19 protein-coding genes are annotated in these 18,769 nt (G+C 72.5%); 8 read left to right on the top strand and 11 right to left on the bottom strand.

Going from position 1 to position 18,769, the window contains the following annotated elements; translation table 11 throughout:
* From BN1701_RS10670 to BN1701_RS10645, 6 genes are read left to right on the top strand one after another with little or no spacing between them, the layout of a single operon-like run.
* Positions 1 to 2,307, top strand: coding sequence for a lantibiotic dehydratase (locus BN1701_RS10670; RefSeq protein ID WP_054047894.1), 2,307 nt, complete (start codon positions 1 to 3; stop codon positions 2,305 to 2,307).
* Positions 2,304 to 3,722: an amino acid adenylation domain-containing protein gene (locus tag BN1701_RS10665; RefSeq protein ID WP_054047892.1), complete on the top strand. Its 1,419-nt coding sequence runs from the start codon at positions 2,304 to 2,306 to the stop codon at positions 3,720 to 3,722. Before BN1701_RS10670 ends, BN1701_RS10665 begins: the two co-directional genes overlap by 4 nt.
* Positions 3,719 to 4,645: a threonine/serine dehydratase gene (locus BN1701_RS10660; protein WP_054047890.1), complete on the top strand. Its 927-nt coding sequence runs from the start codon at positions 3,719 to 3,721 to the stop codon at positions 4,643 to 4,645. The genes BN1701_RS10665 and BN1701_RS10660 overlap by 4 nt, the downstream gene beginning before the upstream one ends.
* Positions 4,642 to 4,890 (top strand): acyl carrier protein, encoded by a 249-nt coding sequence (locus BN1701_RS10655; RefSeq protein WP_231949559.1) that lies wholly within the window; start codon positions 4,642 to 4,644, stop codon positions 4,888 to 4,890. Before BN1701_RS10660 ends, BN1701_RS10655 begins: the two co-directional genes overlap by 4 nt.
* 5 nt (positions 4,891 to 4,895) lie before the next feature.
* On the top strand, positions 4,896 to 7,160 hold the full coding sequence (locus BN1701_RS10650; RefSeq protein WP_054047886.1) for a lantibiotic dehydratase: 2,265 nt from the start codon (positions 4,896 to 4,898) through the stop codon (positions 7,158 to 7,160).
* 4 nt (positions 7,161 to 7,164) lie between these two features.
* Entirely contained in the window at positions 7,165 to 7,635 is a 471-nt protein-coding gene (locus tag BN1701_RS10645) for an ACT domain-containing protein (RefSeq protein ID WP_157367912.1), read from the top strand.
* Positions 7,636 to 7,678: 43 nt separating this feature from the next.
* Here the strand turns inward: BN1701_RS10645 and BN1701_RS10640 are convergent, their stop codons facing one another.
* Positions 7,679 to 8,185 (bottom strand): hypothetical protein, encoded by a 507-nt coding sequence (locus BN1701_RS10640; RefSeq protein ID WP_197672273.1) that lies wholly within the window; start codon positions 8,183 to 8,185, stop codon positions 7,679 to 7,681.
* On the opposite strand from BN1701_RS10640, the gene BN1701_RS10635 reads away from it, so the two are divergent.
* Positions 8,184 to 8,693 carry an SCP2 sterol-binding domain-containing protein gene (locus BN1701_RS10635; protein WP_231949558.1) on the top strand — a complete coding sequence of 170 codons (510 nt, stop codon included), beginning with the start codon at positions 8,184 to 8,186 and terminating at the stop codon, positions 8,691 to 8,693. The two genes, BN1701_RS10640 and BN1701_RS10635, sit on opposite strands and share 2 nt — an antisense overlap.
* 40 nt (positions 8,694 to 8,733) lie before the next feature.
* Here BN1701_RS10635 and BN1701_RS10630 read toward each other — a convergent pair whose 3' ends face one another.
* Genes BN1701_RS10630 through BN1701_RS10585 form a run of 10 tightly spaced genes read right to left on the bottom strand, consistent with a single transcriptional unit; the run spans position 8,734 to position 17,904 of the window.
* Positions 8,734 to 9,708: a class I SAM-dependent methyltransferase gene (locus BN1701_RS10630; RefSeq protein ID WP_054047882.1), complete on the bottom strand. Its 975-nt coding sequence runs from the start codon at positions 9,706 to 9,708 to the stop codon at positions 8,734 to 8,736.
* 22 nt (positions 9,709 to 9,730) lie between these two features.
* Positions 9,731 to 10,192, bottom strand: coding sequence for a RidA family protein (locus tag BN1701_RS10625; RefSeq protein ID WP_054047880.1), 462 nt, complete (start codon positions 10,190 to 10,192; stop codon positions 9,731 to 9,733).
* Entirely contained in the window at positions 10,189 to 10,782 is a 594-nt protein-coding gene (locus BN1701_RS36425) for a nitroreductase (RefSeq protein WP_054047878.1), read from the bottom strand. The genes BN1701_RS10625 and BN1701_RS36425 overlap by 4 nt, the downstream gene beginning before the upstream one ends.
* Positions 10,770 to 12,173 carry a M81 family metallopeptidase gene (locus BN1701_RS10615; RefSeq protein ID WP_082859774.1) on the bottom strand — a complete coding sequence of 468 codons (1,404 nt, stop codon included), beginning with the start codon at positions 12,171 to 12,173 and terminating at the stop codon, positions 10,770 to 10,772. Before BN1701_RS10615 ends, BN1701_RS36425 begins: the two co-directional genes overlap by 13 nt.
* Positions 12,170 to 12,829 carry an RraA family protein gene (locus tag BN1701_RS10610; protein WP_054047874.1) on the bottom strand — a complete coding sequence of 220 codons (660 nt, stop codon included), beginning with the start codon at positions 12,827 to 12,829 and terminating at the stop codon, positions 12,170 to 12,172. Before BN1701_RS10610 ends, BN1701_RS10615 begins: the two co-directional genes overlap by 4 nt.
* Positions 12,830 to 12,839: 10 nt before the next feature.
* Positions 12,840 to 13,958, bottom strand: coding sequence for an o-succinylbenzoate synthase (gene menC / locus BN1701_RS10605; protein WP_054047872.1), 1,119 nt, complete (start codon positions 13,956 to 13,958; stop codon positions 12,840 to 12,842).
* Positions 13,948 to 15,291, bottom strand: coding sequence for a hypothetical protein (locus BN1701_RS36420; RefSeq protein ID WP_054047870.1), 1,344 nt, complete (start codon positions 15,289 to 15,291; stop codon positions 13,948 to 13,950). The genes menC and BN1701_RS36420 overlap by 11 nt, the downstream gene beginning before the upstream one ends.
* Positions 15,288 to 16,187: an aminotransferase class IV gene (locus BN1701_RS10595; RefSeq protein WP_231949835.1), complete on the bottom strand. Its 900-nt coding sequence runs from the start codon at positions 16,185 to 16,187 to the stop codon at positions 15,288 to 15,290. The genes BN1701_RS36420 and BN1701_RS10595 overlap by 4 nt, the downstream gene beginning before the upstream one ends.
* 5 nt (positions 16,188 to 16,192) lie before the next feature.
* The gene (locus BN1701_RS10590; RefSeq protein WP_054047866.1) at positions 16,193 to 16,951 is read right to left on the bottom strand and encodes a TenA family transcriptional regulator; all 759 of its coding nucleotides are present in this window, start codon (positions 16,949 to 16,951) and stop codon (positions 16,193 to 16,195) included.
* 14 nt (positions 16,952 to 16,965) lie between these two features.
* Positions 16,966 to 17,904, bottom strand: coding sequence for a hypothetical protein (locus tag BN1701_RS10585; RefSeq protein WP_054047864.1), 939 nt, complete (start codon positions 17,902 to 17,904; stop codon positions 16,966 to 16,968).
* A gap of 186 nt (positions 17,905 to 18,090) precedes the next feature.
* On the opposite strand from BN1701_RS10585, the gene BN1701_RS10580 reads away from it, so the two are divergent.
* Positions 18,091 to 18,768, top strand: coding sequence for a PhzF family phenazine biosynthesis protein (locus tag BN1701_RS10580; protein ID WP_054047862.1), 678 nt, complete (start codon positions 18,091 to 18,093; stop codon positions 18,766 to 18,768).
* Position 18,769: the final 1 nt, after the last annotated feature.

Raw genomic sequence — 18,769 nt, 5'->3', positions numbered from 1 at the left:
ATGCCCGACAACACCGTTGTGCTGCCCGCGGGCCACTGGCGCCTCTGGAACCAGTTCGCCCTGCGCGGACCCGGTTTCCCGGCCACCGGCGTGCTGCGCCTGGCCCCCGACGGCCTGGCCGTCGCCGCCGACAAGTTCGGCCCCGGCGACGCGCTCACCGGCCCGGACTGGACCGCGTTCGAGGAGGACTTCGGCGTCGCCGCGGTGGCCACCGCCGAACACCTGCAGGACATCGCCCGGCTGCCCGCCTTCCGCGCCGCGGTGGCCTGGCAGAACCGCACCGTCCTGAGCTCGGGCATCGCCCCGTTCCTGAACTGGACCCCCACCGCGGCGGGCCGCACCAGCATGCCCCGCCAGCGCGAGGAACTCGTCGCCCACTACTGGCAGCGGTTCTGCGTCAAGAACGACACCATCGGCTTCTTCGGACCCGTCGGCTGGGGCACCTGGGACCTCGACACCGCGGGCGTGGCGGTCCAGCCCGGCGAGGGCCTGATCGCGACCTCGGAGGTGTACTTCTCCAGCTGGGCCATCGACACCCTGGCCAAGACCATCAGCGCCGACCCCGGCCTGCGGCGCTGGATCGCGCCCCGCCGCGTGCCGTTCGCCCGGATCGACACCGACACCGTCCGCGTCCCCGGCAGACCCGCCCAGCCGATCACCGCCGAGCAGCGCGCCGCCCTGGTGCTGTGCGACGGCACGCGCGCCGTGCCCGACCTGCTCGCCGAACTCGGCGACACCGAGGACAACCTGGTCGCCACCCTGGAACAGCTCGTGCGCAGCCGGTGGATCGTGTGGCGCCTGGAGGTGCCGACCAGCGCGCACCCCGACGAGTTCCTGCGGGCGGCCCTGCACCGCGTCGGCGACGCCGACGTGCGCGGCCGCGCACTGTCCACACTGGACGCGCTGTGCGCCAGCCGGGACCGGGTCCGGGCCGCCTACGGCGACGCCGACGCACTCGTCGAGGCCATGGCCGCGCTCGAACACGACTTCGCCGAACTCACCTCGACCTCGGCGACCAGGGCCAAGAACGCGCGCACCGCGCCGTGCCGGTCGCTGGTCTACTCCGACTGCCGCCGCTCGGCCACCGCCACCATCGGCACCGCCATCCTCGACGAGCTGACCCCGCTGGCGCTGTGCCTGACCGCCGCGCGGTGGATGACCAACCGGTTCGCCGAGACCGTCGGCGGGCGCATCCGCGAAGCCTACGAACGGGTGCGCGACCGCGACGGCCGCGTCGACCTCGGGTCGTTGTGGATGGAATGCCTCCCGGTCCCGCACCCGGAGTCCATCGCCGACAGCGACCGCGTCCAGGCCGAGCTGCGTAACCACTGGGAGCGGATCATCGCCGCTCCCGAGGGCGCCCGCCGCGTGCGGCTGAACTCCGCCGACATCGCCGAGCAGGTCCGCGAGACCTTCGAGGAACCCGGCCGCGGCTGGAACATCGCCCGCTACGTCAGCCCCGACGTGCTGATCGTCGCCCCGGACGCCGACGCGGTCGAGCGCGGCGAGTTCGAGCTGGTCCTGGGTGAGCTGCACGTGGCGATGAACACCATCGGCGCGTCGTTGTTCGTCATGCAGCATCCCGACTTCGACAGCCTGATCGCCGAGACCGACCGCGACTTCCCCGCAGGCCGGGTCATGCCGATGCTGCCCAAGGAGCAGCCGCCGCGCTGGTCCACCCGCAGCAGGCCGTCGCTGATCCGCGCCTCGGACTACTTCGTCGCCCTGGTCGACTACACCGCCGACCCGCACCGGCCCCGCACCGTCATGAGCGCGGACGTCACCGTGGAGGACCGCGACGGCGCCATGGTGCTCGTGTTGCCAGACGGGGCCGTGTTCGACCTGCTCGACGTGTTCGGCAACGCCATGACCAACCGGGTGATGGACCGGTTCACGCTGCGCCCCACCGCTGATCATTCGCCGCGGGTGACCATCGACAAGATGATCGTCTGCCGCGAGACCTGGCGGCTGCGGGCCGACTCGCTGGACTTCACCGCCGACAAGAGCGAGGCCCGCCGGTTCGTCCGGGCCCGCCACTGGCGGGACTCGCTGGAACTGCCCCGGTTCGTGTTCGTGGTCTCGCCGACCGAGCCGCGGCCGTTCTTCGTCGACTTCGACAGCCCCGTCTACGTCAACATCTTCGCCAAGGCCGCGCGCCGCCTCGCCCGCGCCGACCCCGACGGGCGGCTCACCATCACCGAGATGCTGCCCAGCCCCGAACACGCGTGGCTGACCGACGACGAAGGCTCCCGCTACACCGCCGAGCTGCGCTTCGTCGCGGTCGACCAGACCACGGAGCAGCGATGATCGTGGCGACCCTGCGGTCCCACGGCGCCGCCCCCGCTGTGCGCGCCGCCGAGGGCACCCTCACCTACGCCGACCTCGCCGACCGGATCGACGGCCTCGCCGCCGCCCTGGTCGAGCGCGGGGTCGGGCCGGAGGACGTGTGCGCGGTCGCCGTCGAGCCGGGTGTGGCCGCGGTCGTGGCGATGGCGGCGGTGCTGCGGGCGGGCGCGGCGTTCCTCACCTTGGACGTGACCCTGCCGCAAGCGCGGGTCGAGGCGATGCTGCGGACCGGGGGAGCGCGGTACCTGATCGGATCGCTCGACTTCGACGGCACGGTCGTGCCTGCTGACGCGGTCGGCGGGCCGGTCGAGTTCCCCGAGGCGGACCCGGAGTCGCTGGCCTACATCAGCCACACCTCCGGGTCGACCGGCGAGCCGAACGCGGTCATGATCTCCCGACGGGCCATGGAGTCCTATGTGGACGTCATCGTGCGCGACTACCGGCTCGGCGCCTCGACCGTGGCGGTGCAGCTGGCGCCGCTGGGGTATGACGCGTCGATCCGCGACACGTTCGCGCCGCTGCTAGCGGGTGGGCAGCTCGTGCTCGCGCCGCGGTCGGCGCTGCTGCGGCCCGCCGAGTTCGCCGCGCTGATCGCCGACAACGGGATCAACACGATCCTGAGCACCACGCCGTCGTTCCTGACCTTCCTGGCCCAGCAGGACCGCGCCGCGCTGCGCGGGGTCGAGCTGGTGGTGACCAGCGGCGAGTCGCTGCGACCGTTCCTCGCCGCAGGGGACCGGGGTGTGGTTCGAACGCTCGTCAACCAGTATGGGCCGACCGAGTGCACCATGACCGCCACCCGCTTCCTCGTCCCCGCCGACCCGGAGACCGAGGTCGACCTGATCGGCACCCCGATCGACGGGATGACGGTCTGGCTGCTCGACCCGGACCTGGACCCGGTTCCCCCGGGTGAGACCGGCGAGGTCTACCTCGGCGGTGTTGGGGTGGCGCGCGGGTATCGCGGCAAGCCGGGCCTGACGGCCGAACGGTTCGTCCCGGTGCCGTCCGGTGAACGCGTGTACCGGACGGGCGACCTCGCCCGGCGGCGGCCGGACGGGACGCTGGAGTTCCTCGGCCGCGCCGACCGACAGATCAAGATCCGCGGCTACCGCGTCGACCCCGCCGAGGTCGAGGGCGCGCTGCTGACCCACCCGGCCGTGACCGGCGCGGTGGTCACCGCCGACGCCGACGACCGGGGCCGGATGTTCCTCACCGCCCATGTCACCGGCGAGCCGACCCCCGCGGCGGCGCTGCGCGCGCACCTGGCGTCGACCCTGCCGCCGTACCTGATGCCACGGAGGTTCGTGCACCTGGAGCGAGTGCCCACGACCCGGACCGGGAAGGCGGACCGGACCGCGTTGGGGGCGAGCCGATGACCGCCGCCGACACCCGACTCGGCCCGGCCGACATCGCCGTGGCCGCCGACCGCATCCGCCGCCACGTCCGGCGCACCCCGCTGCTGACCGTCGACGGGCTGCGCGGGCTGCTGTTCAAAGCCGAGCACCTGCAGACCGGGCGTTCGTTCAAGACCCGCGGCGCGGCCAACGCGCTGCTCGGGCACCGGGGCCGCGACGTGGTCACCGGGTCGTCGGGCAACCACGGCATCGCCGTGGCCACCCTCGGCGCCGCGCTCGGCGTCGGTGTGACCGTGGTGATGGCCGCGGGCGCCGACCCTGGCAAAGCCGCCGCCGTGCGCGCCATGGGCGCCGAGGTGATCACCGTCGCGGGTGGCGTGGTCGAGCGCGAACAGCGGGCCCGTGAGCACGCCGCGCGCACCGGGGCGATGTTCGTGCCCTCCTCCGACCACGAACTCATCGTCGCCGGTCAGGGCACCGTCGGGCGCGAGATCCTCGACGACGCGCCCGGCGTCGACACGATCTTCGTGCCGACCGGCGGGGGTGGGCTGCTCGCCGGGATCTGCCTTGCCGCCGACCGGCCCGTGCGCGTCGTCGGCGTCGAACCCGCCGATGCCCGCCGCTACGCGCTGTCCGTGGCCGCCGACCGGCTCATCGAGGTGCCGCCGCCCGCCACCGTCGCCGACGGGCTGCGCGGGCAGCGGCCGGGGGAGATCCCGTTCCCCATCATCCAGCGCCGCGTCGACGACCTGATCGGGGTCGGCGACGACGAGATCACCCACGCCGCGCGGCTGCTGCGGCGCGGCGGGATCGAGGCCGAACCCAGCGGGGCGGTGGCCCTCGCGGGCGCGCTGCGCGCCGGGTTCCGCGGCACCGCCGTGGCCATCGTGTCCGGCGGGAACACGCCGCGATCACTGTCAACCACCGAAGGGGACCTGCCATGACCATGACCAACACCGTCGACGTGCCGGAGCTGATCGCGGCCATCTACCGCGAGACCCTCAGCGACGACAGCCTCGACACCGCCAGCGACTTCTTCGAGGCGGGCGGCGACTCACTGGCCGCGTTCCAGATCACCGCCCGCCTGCAGGACGCGCTCGGCGTGGAGATCCCGGTGGCGCTGGTGTTCGCCTACCCCTCGCCCGAGGACCTCGCCTGCGTGGTCGACCTCGACACCCACGGGAGCTGACGGGCATGACCGACACACCGGTGCGCCTGGGTGCCTGGCGCGTGTGGGACCAGTTCGGGCTGCGCGGTCCGGGATTCCCGGCCGCCGGTGTGCTGCGGGTCGTGCCCGAGGGCCTGACGGAGGCCGCCGACAAGTTCGGGCCGGGCGACAAGCTGTCCGGCCCCCACTGGAAAGCCTTCGAGGAAGAGTTCGAGGCCGCCGCCGTGCGCGCGGCCCAGGAGCTGCAGCGGGTCGCCGCGACCGACGCGTTCCGGGCCGCCGTCGGCTGGCAGAACCGGCCGCTGCTGGGCCGCGCGGTCGACCCGTTCGTCGGCTGGGACCCCACCTCCGCGCGCACCAGTTCCCGGCGCCAGCGCGAGGAACTCGTCGCCCACTACTGGCAGCGGTTCTGCGTCAAGAACGACACCATCGGCTTCTTCGGACCCGTCGGCTGGGGCCGCTGGGACCTGTCCGTCGACGGCGTCGAGATCGACCCCGGCGCCGAGCTGATCGAGTCCGCCGAGGTCTTCTATTCCAGCTGGGCGATCGACTCGCTGGCCAAACTCCTCGACGCCGACCCCGCCGCGCGCGACTGGATCGCGCCCCGGCGGGTCCCGTTCGTCCGCGTCGCCGACGGCCTGGTCTCCCTGCCCGGTCGACCCGCTCAGCAGGCTTCACCGGAACTGCTTGCCGTGCTCGACCGCTGCGACGGCACCCGCACCGCCCACGCCATCGCCGCCGAACTCGGCCCCGACGTGCCCGCCTTGCTCGGCGAGGCGCTGGGCAAGCGGTGGATCGGGTGGCGGCTCGACATCCCCGCCGACGCCCACCCCGAACGACACCTGCGCGCCTGGCTCGACCAGGTCGGCGACCCAGACCTGAGCGCCGACGGCCTGACCGCGCTCGACGAACTCGACGCCGGTCGCGCCAAGGTTCGCGCCGCGGGCGACGACCCGGCCCGCCTGCTCGCCGCCCTCGCCGAGCTGGAAGCCAGGTTCGTCGCCCGCACCGCCGCCGCCGCGGTCCGGGAGAAAGGCGCCACCACCGCGCCGTGTCGCACCCTCGTCTACTCCGACACCCGCCGCGCCGCCACCGCCCGCCTCGGCCGCGACGTGCACGCCGCACTGGCCCCCCTGGAAATGCTGTTCGCCGGTGCCCGCTGGATGACCGCGGAACTGGCCGACGCCGTGATGCGCCGCGCCCGCGAGGTGTTCGACGGCCTCACCGGCCCGGTCGACCTGGCCACCTTCTGGTTCGCCTGCATGCCGGTCCTGCACGTCGACGCCCCCGCCGCCGCCGAGCGGATCCAGCGCGAGTTCCAGGCCAAGTGGGCCGAGATCCTGCGTGTGCCCGCCGACGCCAACCGTGCCCGAGTGTCCACTTCAGACATCGAGGCCGCGGTGCGGGCGGCGTTCCCCGAGCAGGGCACGGGATGGAACCTGGCCCGCTACCTCAGCCCCGACATGATGATCGCCGCCACCCCCGACGAGCTGGCGCGCGGGGAGTTCGAGCTGGTCCTCGGTGAGCTGCACATCGCGTCGAACACCCTGGGCAACTCGCTGTTCGTCAACCAGCACCCCGCCGCCGCCGAACTGTTCGACGCCACGACCGTCGACTTCCCCGAGCCCCGGCTGATGCCGCTGCTGCCCAAGGAGAACAAGTCGCGCCTGTCGATCCGGGTCCGGCACGCCCTGGTGCGCCCGCGGGACTACTACGTCGCGCTCGCCGAGATGACCGCCGACCCGACCCGGCCCCGCACCGTGCTCAGCGCCGACGTGCTCGTCGAGACCCGCGGCGACCGGCTCGTGGTGGTCCTGCCCGACGGCGCGGTGTTCGACGCCGTGGATGTGTTCGCCCACGTGCTCACGACGCTGGCGATGGACCTGTGCGTCGTGCTGCCCGAGGCGCCCCACACCCCGCGGGTGGCGATCGACCAGGTCGTCATCGCCCGCGAGACCTGGCGCTTCGGCGCCGACGACCTGGCCTTCTCCGCCGAGAAGACCGAGGCCCTGCGCTACGTGCGGGCGCGGCACTGGCGGACCGAGAAGGCCCTGCCGAGGTTCGTGTTCGTGTCCTCGCCGAGTGAGCCGCGGCCGTTCTTCGTCGACTTCGACAGCCCGCTGTATGTGAACCTGCTGGCCAAGGCCGCCCGCAGGCTCGTGCGCACCGACCCGATCGGCACGCTCACCGTCACCGAGATGCTGCCCACCCCCGACCAAGCGTGGCTGACCGACCACGAGGACCGAACCTACTGCGCCGAACTGCGCTTCGTCGCCGTCCACGAGGGGTGAGCCGGTGGAAGAGGCGATGGTGCACGGCGTCCTGACCTCACACGCGATGGCGAGGATCACCGTCACGGGGCTGCCCGACCGCCCGGGCAGCGCGGCCAGGGTGCTGCGCACGATCGCCGACCTCGACGTGGCCGTCGGCACCGTCGTGCTCGACCGCGCCTTCGACTGCACGGTCCGCCGCCTGGACGGGCCCTTGGTGGCCGCCGCGCTGAAGCGTGCGGGCTACACGGTGTCTCTCGACGACCGGGTCAGCGAGATCACCGTGGTCGGCGCGGGCCTGCGGTCCGTCCCGGCCGTCGCGGCCGGATTCTGCGCGGTGCTCGCGCGAGCCGGGACCAAGATCGAGCTGGTGTCGATGGAGAACGGCCGCATGACCGTGGTCTGTGGCTCGGACCGCTACGAGCAGACCGTTCGCGCGCTGTGTCGGGAATACCGGGTCGACGCGACAGAGGACGCGGGTTTCGCGGTGGCGTGACCGGCGGGCCGAGCGGGCCGAGCGGGCTCGGCCCGCCGCGCCGCTAGCGGGCGTTGAGCTGGTCGATGTGGGCGACGGCCTCGGCGTTGTCGGACTGCAAGCGGCCCGCCCAGCCCGCGTTCTCCAGTGGATAGTGGTTCATCAGCACCAGCGTCTCGTCGGTGTCGGCGATCTCCCCGTACGCGGCGTGGATGGCGGCGTGGAGCTTGCCCGCCATCGTCCGCTTCGCGTCGAGGTCGGCGAGTTCGGGTGCTTCGAGGAAGCACACCGGGCGCACCGGGACACCGCCGATGTCGCCATCCTGGGCGACGTTGTCGGCGTCGTAATCACGCAGCCAGACACGGACATCCGGCATGCGAAACGCCTCGTCGATCGCGGCCGTGACCTCGCGCATCATGCGCTGCTTCGCCACGCGGTCCAGTCCCGCGGGCGCCTCGATGAAGAACTCATCGGCGAGCGGTGGGCGCTGCTGGTGGTGCGCGAGCTGCTGCTGGGCCCGAAACGGTTTCACCGACCTGCGCGCCGGGATGCCCACGGCGGGCCCGGACATGCTCGCCCTGCGCCTGCGCGAGCTCACCGAACACGGCATCGTCCGACGCAGGCGGCTGCTCCCCGCCGGGGTGCAGGTCTACGAGCTGACCCCATGGGGTGCCGAACTCGAACCGATCGTCATCGGCCTGGGCCGCTGGAGCAGCAAATCCCCGTCCTTCGACAGCGACGCCCCGATCGGGGCGGACTCGCTGGCCCTGTCACTCAAAGCCCTGTTCGACCCGGCGCGCGCCGACACGCTCGACGCGACGATCTCCCTCAGCATCGACGAGGACCGGCTGACCGTCCGGATCGAAGCCGGACGAATCGACGTCACCAGGGGTGAAGCGGTGCGACCGGACCTCGCCCTGACGGCGGACTCCAACGCGCTGGCCGCGGTGATGTGGGGCGACGGCGCCATCGACGACGGCACCCTGAAGATCGGCGGCGACCTCGACCTCGCCGCCCGGTTCGTCACCCTGTTCCCACTGCCCACCCCCGCCGACGACCTCCGCGAGGCGGACGCGTGATCGGGTGGGCTCGCCCGTCGACACGAGCGAGCCCACCCGGCTACTTCGTGGCGACGAACAGCCTGCCGCCGGGGAAGCGGTGGGCGTCGCATGTGGCGTCGGAGAAGCCCGCGGCGGCGAACTTGGCCAGCCAGTGCTCCTCGGTGAGCAGCTGCCTGCCCATCAGGATGTGGGTGTAGGTGAACACCGAGCTGAACCGCCGCTCCCGCTCGCTGTCGGCGTAGGGCACCGAATCGGTGATCGCCACCACGCCGCCGGGTGCCAGCGCGTCGCGGCAGGCGGCGAGCAGGGCGTCGAAGGTGGCCTCCTCCTCGGGGAGCAGGTCGTGGAAGACGAAACCCGCGTGGATCAGGTCGGCGCCCTGCAGCGCGGCGGGATCCTCGACCAGCGCCTGGATCGGGCTCTGCACCACGGTCAGGCGGTCGGCGACCCCCGCGCGGCCCGCGGCGGCGCGGGCCTCGGCGCAGGCCCCAGAGCTGATGTCGACGGCGACGCCGTTGGTGGCGGGCAGCGCGGTGAGAACTTTGATGAGCAACCCGGCCGCGCCCGAGCCGAGGTCGACCATCTTGGCGGGCGCCTTGCCCAGGATCGTGGACATGATCAGCGGGTAGAACGCCTGCTCGCCGATCCACTTGGAGCTGACCGCGACCTCCCGGCCGTTGCGCAGGAACTTCTCCCGCGCCAGCACCGGGTGCCGAAGGTAGTCATCGATGTGGTCGATGTAGGGGCGGTTGGCGTTGATCGCCCAGGAGATGTAACCGGCCGCGTGGCGGCGGTCGGGGAAGTCCGCGGCGACGGTGTAGCCGTGCCCGGCGGGGACGATCAGCGCCGCCGCCAGCAGTGCGTCCACAAAGGACTGGGCGGCGTCGGTGGGCAGGTCCGCGGTGGCGGCGATGTCCTCGGCGGTCAGGATGTCGGCGTCGAACAGGTGCGACACGCCCAGCTTCTCGCCCATCTCCAGCAGCGCGGCGGTGGCGGCCAGGTCGGCGGCGGCCTCGATCGGAAACGATGACACGGTGGTCCTCCAGATTTGTCGGTTACGCGAACTCGGCGACCATCTCGATCTCGACGGCCATGCCGAAGGGCAGCTCGGCCACGCCGATGGCGGAGCGGGCATGGCGCCCGGAGTCGCCGAAGATCTCCACGAGCAGCTCCGAACACCCGTTGATCACCTCGGGGGTCCGGTTGAAGCCGGGGGCGCACTTGACCATGCCGAACACCTTGAGGATGCCGGTGATCCGGTCCAGCGAGCCCAGGTCCCACCGCAGGGCGGCGAGCAGGTTCAGCGCGGTGAGCCGGGCGGCGTGCTTGCCCTGCTCGACGGTCAACTCCCCGCCGACGTGGCCGATGACCGGCACCGACGGGTCGGCCCCCGACGGGACGTTGCCCGAGACGTAGACGGTGGGGCCCGACCGGCGCACCGGCAGGTAGATCCCGGCGGGCACCTGGAGTTCGGGCAGGTCGATGCCGAGTTCCTTGATCCGGGCCTCGGCGCTCACCGCAGCGCCCCTTCCAACTCGCGCAGCGGGGCGATGCTGCCGTCCTCGTGCAGGCGGGCCACGTGGGCGCGCGCGTCGGCGGGCTTGCGCGGGGCCGGTCGCTTGGCCGGGTCGGCGGTGCCGACGTGCACCCAGCCCAGCACCCGCTCGCCCGGCCCGGCGCCCATCGCCGCGCGCACCGGGTCGGCCTCGACCAGGCGGCCGGTCTTCCACACCGACGCCCAGCCGCGCGCGTGCAGGATCAGGCCCAGGTTGTGCACCATCGCCGAGGTCGCCGCCAGCTGCTCCCACTCGGGCACGCGCGCGGCCGGGTCCGGCGTGTAGACGATGCCCACGAGCAGCGGGGACCGCAGCGCCTTGGCCCCGGCCCGCGCGCCCTCATCCGGGTCCGGCAGCGACCGCGCGATCGAGGCGGCCAGGACGTGGCGGGCCTCGTCGCGGATGACCAGCAGCCGCCACGGGCGCAGCAAGCCGTGGTCGGGCGCGGTCATGGCCTGCTCGACGAGCACGAGCAGTTCCTCGTCGGTGGGGGCGGGCGCGGTCAGCGCGGACACGCTGCGCCTGCTGACGATCGTCGCTACCGGGTCCACGAGATCACCTTCCGTTCTGAGTTCATCGGCCACAGGTGCCGCGACGGTCCTGGGCGGGGCAGGGACTCGATCCGGCCGGTGGTCAGCCCGCCCGCGTCGGCGGTGAGCAGCTGACCGGCCACAGCGGCGAAGCCGGATCGGAAGTGGTGGGCGGACTTGACGCCGACCACGGCGTAGCGGTCGGGCATGACGCCGTGCAGCAGCAGGATCTCGGGGTCGAACACCTGCAGGCGGTGTGTCGCGACGATCACCTCGACCCGGCCGACGGTGAGCCGGACGCTGGGCCCGAAGTCGACGGCCTTGCCGCGGCGCATGCTCTGGCCGACCACGCGGCCGTCGGTGACCGCGCGGACGGTGGCCGTCACGGGCAGGTCGGCCAGACAAGCGTCAATGGTGGCGCCGACCCCGGCCGCGATGGCCTGGGCGACGGTCGCCGGGTCGTGGATCGTGGCGAAACAGGCGTCGACCCCGGCGGCGAGGATGGCGCGCAGCAGGCCGGTCTCGGTGCCGGTCGCGCCGCCGCCGGGGTTGTCGGCGGCGTCGCCGATGACGGCGGGCGCCGGCCCGGCCAAGGCGAGCATGACCGCCTCCTCGGCGGTCGTCGGGTTCTGGCGGAAGCGGGACCTGTTGTCCCACAGCCACTCGGGGACCCGCTCGGACACCGGCGTGCCGGGTTCGCACACCGTCACCAGCGAGGCGCCCGCCTGCGGGGTGTCGGCGTAGGGGAAGCCGTGGAACACCGTGCAGGCCAGCACCCCCGGTTCGGTTTCGGCGGCGCGGGTCAGTTCGGCCAGTTCGGCGGCGGGCCCGGAGTCCGTTGTGGACGGTGGCAGGACCATGGGCAGCCGCACCAGCCGCACGTCGGGCCTGATGCCGCTCGCCGCGGCGCCGAACGCGATGCGGGCGGCGACCTTCGCCTGGTCGGCCAGGTCGGTGTGCGGGTAGAGCTTGCACCCGACCACCACATCGGCCAAGTCCACCACGTCCTGGGTGAGGTTGCCGTGCAGGTCCATCGTCACCGCGATCACCGCGTCCGGCAGCGCCGCCCGGACCGCGCGCAGCACCCGCACGTCCAGCGACTCGTCGGGCTCGACCACCCCGGCGCCGTGCAGGTCCAGCAGGACCACGTCGCACGAGTCGGGCAGCCGGGCGACCAGCCGGGCCTCCAGGTCGGCGTACACCGCGGCGGGCACCACCCCGGCGGGCTCGGCGCGCGCGTGCAGGGCGCCGACCACCTCCACGCCGACGCAGGCGGCGAGATACCCGCCGACCACCGTCTCCGTGCCCGCGAACTCGGCGACCAGGTCGGCGCCGACGTGCACGGCGAACCCGTCGACCCCGGCGGCGTACGTGCTCGACTCGTGCACGATGCCGCCGACCACCGCTCTCATCGCCGCAGCCCCGCCAGGTTGTAGCCGCGGCGGGCGCGGGCGGTGCGCAGCGGCACGCACTGGTCGAGGTCGGCGCGGACCGCGGCCTCCATCTCGGCGATGCGCAGCACGTCCTCGGCGGCCCGCTCGGCCGTGGCCACCGGCACCACCAAGGCGCCCGCGCCATCGGCGCACACCAGGTCGCCTGGGTGCACCAGCGCGCCGGAAACGTTGATAGGCACCTGGGCGGCGACGAACCGGGCGCGGTTCTTGCCCGACTTCATGAAGCAGCCGCGGCTCCACAGCGAGTAGCCCAGCGCGCGGATGTCGTCGACGTCGCGGCAGGCGCCGTCGATGACCGTGCCCGCCACGCCCCGGCTGACCGCGACCCCGGCGAGGATGTCGCCCCACACCGTGCAGTCCACCCGGCCGCCGTTGGCGATCACCACGACCGCGCCCTCCGGGACGTCGTCGATGAAGTCCGCGGCGGGGGCGTTGGTGCCAGGTTCGACCGGTTCGAACGACACGGTGAACGCGGGTCCGACCACGGTTCCCGCGCCGGAGACGCGGGCCAGCTCGACCAGGCCGCCGTTGATGCCCGCCAGGTCCAGCGCGTCGCTGACCGGGCCGGTGCCGTGGGCGCGGAAGGTCGCCAAGGTGTCAAGATCGGTGCGCATGGGGGCTCCACTAGCGACAGGGGGCGGTTCGCGCCCGCAGGACGGTTTCGCGGATGGTGGTGACGCCGTCGGTCAGGCAGGCGCCGATGCCGGGGGCCGCGCTGGGCTCGACCCAGCCCGGCCGGGCCAGGGTGACGCCGTGGTCGACGCCGTCGTCGACGTAGTAGCGCGAGCTCGGGCCGACGTCGCTGGGCAGCGTCATGTTCGGCAGCGTGGCCAGCGCCAGGTTGGTGAGTCTGCCGACGCCGATCTCGTACTTGGCGCCGACGAAGGTGGCGATGCCGTTGTCCAGGCAGAAGTCGTGCACCCGCACCGCCTCGGCCAGCCCGCCGACCCGACCGACCTTGATGTTGACGACGCGGCACGCGCGCATCCGGTGTGCCCGCTCGACGTCGGCCAGGCCCTTGACCGACTCGTCCAGGCACACCGAGGTGGCCAGGCGCCGCTGCAGGTCCGCGGTGGTCTCCAGGTCGGTCGACCCGAACGGCTGCTCGATCGCCAGCGGCCCGAACTTGTCCAATGTGGACACGTGGTCGAGGTCGCCTGACCCGTAGGCGGCGTTGGCGTCGGCGATCAGCGGCAGCTCCGGGAACGCGGCGCGCACCTCCCGGACCGGGACGACGTCCCAGCCCGGCCGGATCTTGATCCGCACCCGGCGGAACCCGGCGTCGCGGGCCGCGCCGACCGCGGCCAGCAGCTCGTCGATCGACGGCTCGATGCCCACGGTCGCGGCCACCGGCACCGAGACCCGGCGCCCACCGAGTTCCTGGCACAGCGGCAGACCGGCCGCGCGGGCCCGCAGGTCCCACAGCGCGCACTCCAGGGCGGCCTTGGCCTCCTCGTGTCCGTTGATGTGCCGCCACGCCGATGCCGCGGTGAGCGGGTCGGTGTCAGGGGCGGCCAGCACGATCGGCGCCAGGTAGCGCTCAAGGATGTGCCAGGCGGTCTCGACGGTCTCGTAGTTGTAGAACGGGGTCTCCATCGCCGTGCACTCGCCCAGGCCGGACAGCCCGTCGGAGTCGACCTGAACGACCAACTTCGTCCAGGTCTCGAACCGCTGCCAGCGGTTCTCGAACGGCCGGGTCAGCCGCGCGCGCACCATCCGCATCCGCACCTGGTCAACGCGCATCGGCGACCGCCCCCACGTGGACGGCCAGCTTCTGCCCGCCCTGGAAGACGTTGACGCGCGCGTTGAGGCTGGCCTTGGAGCCGAACCCCGCGACGCGGCCGTTGAACAGGTAGGTGTCCAGACTGATCGGCATGGCCACCACCCGCGGCCCGTCGCGGCGCACGGTCGGGTAGGCGGCCGGGGCGACGTGCCGCTGGACCAGGTGGCCTTCGTCGAGGCCCCGCGCGACCGCGGCCAGCCACGACGAGCGGGACACGGCGCGGCCGATGGTGACACCGTCGCCGCGGATGTCGTAGGCCTCCTTGAGAACGTAGGCGGCCTGGTTCTCCACCAGGTCGTCGGCGAGGGAGGCGCCGTTCTCGGCCGTGGCGCGCGGGGTGAGCCTGCGGCCCCAGGGCAGCAGCGACTCCACCAGCGCGCGGTCGTCGTCGGTGAACAGGTGCGCGAACTCTGGTTCGCGCGGCAGGGCCAGCGAAAGCTTGCTCTCGGCGACATAGCGCGCGCCGAAGGGGTTGACATGCACGAACTCGGCGTCGGTGACGATGTCGAGCAGGCGGTGCACCGTGGCCGGGTCCTCGGCGAGCAGCGTGCGCCAGGTGGCGGTGTTGACCTTGTTCCAGCACGCGTCGGCGGGCTTGTCGCCGAAGAAGACGCGCTTGCCGACCAGCCGGGCGTCGCGCGGGTCGGCGAGGAACGCCTCGACCCCGGCGCGGCGCAGCACTTCGACGGTCTCCACGCTCTCCCGGTTGGCCGCGCCGGTCGGCTGCAGGATCGCGATGTGCCCGGGCTCGGGCGCACCGGCCCGGCGCGCGCAGGCCCGCAGGGTGCTCAGCAGCGCGGTGTCCTCGGCGTAGGTGAGCGGCGACCAGTGGGCGCGGGCGCCCAGGTCGGCGAGCAAGCCGCGCACCAGGTGGTTGATGCGCGCGGTGAACAGGGTCCCGGCGGGGGCGTCGGCGTTGTTCTCCAGCAGCACGGGCCGCTCGGTGCCCTGCTCCAGGTAGCCGTCGAGCCTGCACACCGCGACCTCGCCGCCGAGCCGCTGGTCGGCCAGGACCAGCGCCTCCTCCTCGGCGGTGAGCCCGTACCAGCGGCGCACCGAATCCTCGGCGACGTACAGTCGGATGATCTTGTTGAGGAGCTGGACGTACTTCTCCACCGCCGCCGCGTACTCGGTGGCCGCGCCGTGGTCGATCAGGACGGGAACGGGGGAGAGGGGGAAGTCCTTGTTGCGGAACACCTCGCCGCCGCGGACCCGCTCGTCCACCACGTCCCACAAGCCCTCGCGGCTGAGCACGTCGGCCAGCACGCCCGTCATCGCGGCCCAGTCGATCATGCGGCACCCACCATGGCGGCGGTGCGAGCGTCGGAGAAGTACCGCTGCACCAACGCGCGGGTCGCGCTCGCCCGTGGCCATCCCTTGCACGCGTGCTCGTCGAAGCCGCGCACGAACGCGAACTCGATGCCGGTCCCGCACAGAAACGCCTCGTCGGCCCGGTAGGCGTCGACGCGCTCCAGCGTGGTCTCCTCCACCGCTAGGCCGACCTCGGCGGCGGTGTCGAGCACCCACCGGCGGGTGATGCCGGGCAGCACGCCCTCGGTGAGCGCGGGGGTGCGCAGGACGCCGTCGGTGAGCAGGAACAGCGCCGCGGTCGGCGCCTCGCACAGCCTGCCGTGCTGGTTGGTCAGCACGCAGCCGTCGAACCCGGCGTCCTTGGCCTCCAACACCGCCAGGCGCGGCCCGGCGTAGTTGGAGATGTTCTTCGCCGCGGCCGGGAACGACGCCTCGGGGGCGCGCTGCCAGTCGCTGATCCGCAACCGCATGCCCTCGTCGGTGCGCAGCCACCGCTTGCGGCCCATCGGCGTCGCCGAGACCGTCAGCAGCGGCTGGACCGGCTCGGCGATCGTGCCCGGATTGCCCGCGCTCACCGCGATACGCACATAGGCGTCGTCATCGATGCCGTTGCGGGCCACCAGTTCGTCGACCAGCTCGGGGAGCCGGTCGACACCGGGGTCCTCGATGCGCATCATCGCCAGGGACGCGCGCAGCCGGTCGACGTGCGCGCCGAGGAGGAACGGCTGGACCTGGGTTCGGCCCGCCTGCCGGTAGAGCCGGACTCCCTCGAAGACCGACAGGCCGTAACGCATGGCCAGGCTGGCCACCGGCACCGTCGCCTCGGGTTTGGCGACCCACCCGTCCCCGTGGAACACCCGCTGATAGGAGTCCGGCATCGCGCTCACGCCTCCTGGTAGCGGAACACGGGCTCCGACGGGTCGTAGGCCTCGCGCAGGATCGCGTCGAAGTGGTTGTGCCGGGCGTCGAGCGCGCGGCGCAGCGCGTCGATCGCCGCGGCCTGGAGTTCCGCGGTGTCGGCGTAGCGCACCAGCAGCTCGCGCGCGGCGGCGGCGTGCTCGTCCTCCAGATCGCTGACCGCGTCGGCGCCCGCGTCGCTGGAGGCGTGGTGGACGAAGAACTCGTAGCCCCACTCGGGCAGCGCGTAGTCGTCGCGCATGACGCTGAGCATCGAGCGGCCCACGCCGGTGACGATCGGCGGCTGGCCTTCCATGAGCAGCAGCACCGAGGCGACGCCCTGGGTGAAGTGGTTCTCGGAGCTGTTGCACACCGACACGTTGTGCGCGACGACCGCGTCGGTCTCAGGGAAGCGGGCGGCGGTGTCGAGCACGGCTGGGTCCACGCCGACGGCCTTGCCGAAGTCGGCGAAGGTGTCGAGGTGGCGGCGGGAGTCCGACAGCGTTCCGGTCTCCTCCTCGTAGATGTTCTCCACCAGCAGACGCCGCAGCCGGTAGTCGTCGATCCGGGAGGCGATGCCGAGGATGTTGCGGGTCCACAGGTTCTTGATCGGCCAGCGCTGGATCACGAAGGTCCGCAACAGGCGCTCGGTGGCCTTGCCCGCGAGAATCGTCTGGTAGAGGGCGCTGGTCATCTTGCGCCGCTCACCAATCATGCGGTCCAGCTCGGCGACAAAGGTGCTCACGATGGGGTTCCCTTTCAGGAGGACAGGATTCGGTCGCTCAACAGGCTGGTCAGGTCGGATGAATCGCCGCGCAGGGCCTCGATGTCATCCATGTTCAGATTGAGCAGGCTCGTCACGATCGATTCGCATTCCGACCGCGAGTTCCGCTCGATCCACGGCTTGAGGATCTCCGCGCTCGCCTCCGCCAGCACGGCGATGTCGAAAGCGCGGTCGGCGTTGGCGCGCAGATATCCGGCGATGAGTTCCATCGACAGATTCCCGCCGCCCTTGCCCATTCCGCACAGCGACGCGTCGAGAAACGCGCACCCGGTGCGCGCGGCCTCCAGCGAATTGCCGAACGCGAAACTGAGGCCGTCGTGGGCGTGGAAGCCGATGGCGGTGCCCGGCGCGGCGGCCCGTGCGGTGCGCACCACCTCGGCGGCGCCCTCGGGGAACAGACTGCCGTTGGAGTCGGCGACGTAGAAGATGTCGGCCCCGGCGGCGTGCGCGGTGGCCGCGGCGTGGGTGACGCCATCGGGCCCGACCTGGCTGACCCGGATCAGGTTCACCGCCGCGCGCATCCCGGCCGCGTGCGCGGCGGCCACGTGCGGGGCCACCGCGTCGATCGTGGACAGCTTGGCGGGCAGTCGGACCAGGCCGACGCCCAGGTCGGCGAGGCGCTGGTAGACGTCGATGTCGACGTCGGCCATGTGCGCCATCACCACCATGGTCGTCGTGTCGGGCATGCGCTCGCGCAGCGCCGCCAGGTACTCCGGCGGGCACGACGCGGCCGGGGAGCCCGCGCTGTCGCGCCGGGGCCGGATGTAGCCGACCTCGACGTGGTCGATCCCGGCGCGCACGCACGCGTCGACGACGGCGACCGCCTGCGGCAGCGACCAGGAGTGTTTGTTGACGTAACCCCCGTCCCTGAGCGTCACGTCGAGCAAGGTGAGATCTTCGAGTGTGTTGGACATGGCAACCCCCGGATCGGCGGGAAAATCGCATGGCGGCTATTTCGCAACGCTACCTGTGGCGCTTTGTCATGGTCGAGGCAGAATGGTCGGCAGATAACCGGCAGAAAAGGTGTCCCCGGCAGAAAGCTTGGTCTCTCGCGCGCGCGTCGATACGGTCGGAACCGTGACCATCTCTGGGAGGCCGATATGACGGAAGTAGCGGTTCTGCGGGTTTTCGCCGACGCGCACGGCGAATTCGGCAATTTCCTCGGTGTGGTGCTCGACGGGCCGTCGGTGCCCGAGGAGGAACGTATCGAGCTCGCGGCCCGCGTGGGATATTCGGCGACGGTGTTCGTCGACGACGTCCGGACGGCCGCGATGCGGATCTACACCCCGAAGGTGGAGCTGCCCTTCGCGGGACACCCGGTGATCGGGACCGCCTGGTACCTGGCGCGCGAGACCGGGACGGCGCCGACGACCATGCGGCCCCAGGGCGGCGACGCGCCGACCTGGACCGAGGACGGCCGCACGTGGATCACCGCTGGACTGGCCGCGACCCCGCCGTGGTGGCACGAGCGGCTCGCCCACGCCGCCGACGTCGACGCACTGGTGGGCCCGATCGACCCCGCGCAGGACTGCACCCAGCTGTGGGCATGGGAGGACGAGACGCTGGGACACGCCAGGGCGCGGGTGTTCGCCAGCCGCATCGGTGTCACCGAGGACGAGGCATGCGGGTCGGCGTCGATGCGCCTGGCCGCGGTGCTCGGACGGGATCTGACGGTCCGACATGGGCACGGCTCGGTGATCCGGGTCCGACCCGGGGCGAAGGCGGGAACCGCCGACCTGGGCGGGCTGGTCGTAGCCGACCCGCCGCGGCGGCTGTGAG

The organism is Alloactinosynnema sp. L-07 (assembly GCF_900070365.1).
In the GTDB taxonomy this organism is placed as follows: Bacteria; Actinomycetota; Actinomycetes; order Mycobacteriales; family Pseudonocardiaceae; genus Actinokineospora.
The sequence above is the reverse complement of the archived record's forward strand: the minus strand, read 5'-3'. Positions and strand labels throughout refer to the sequence as shown.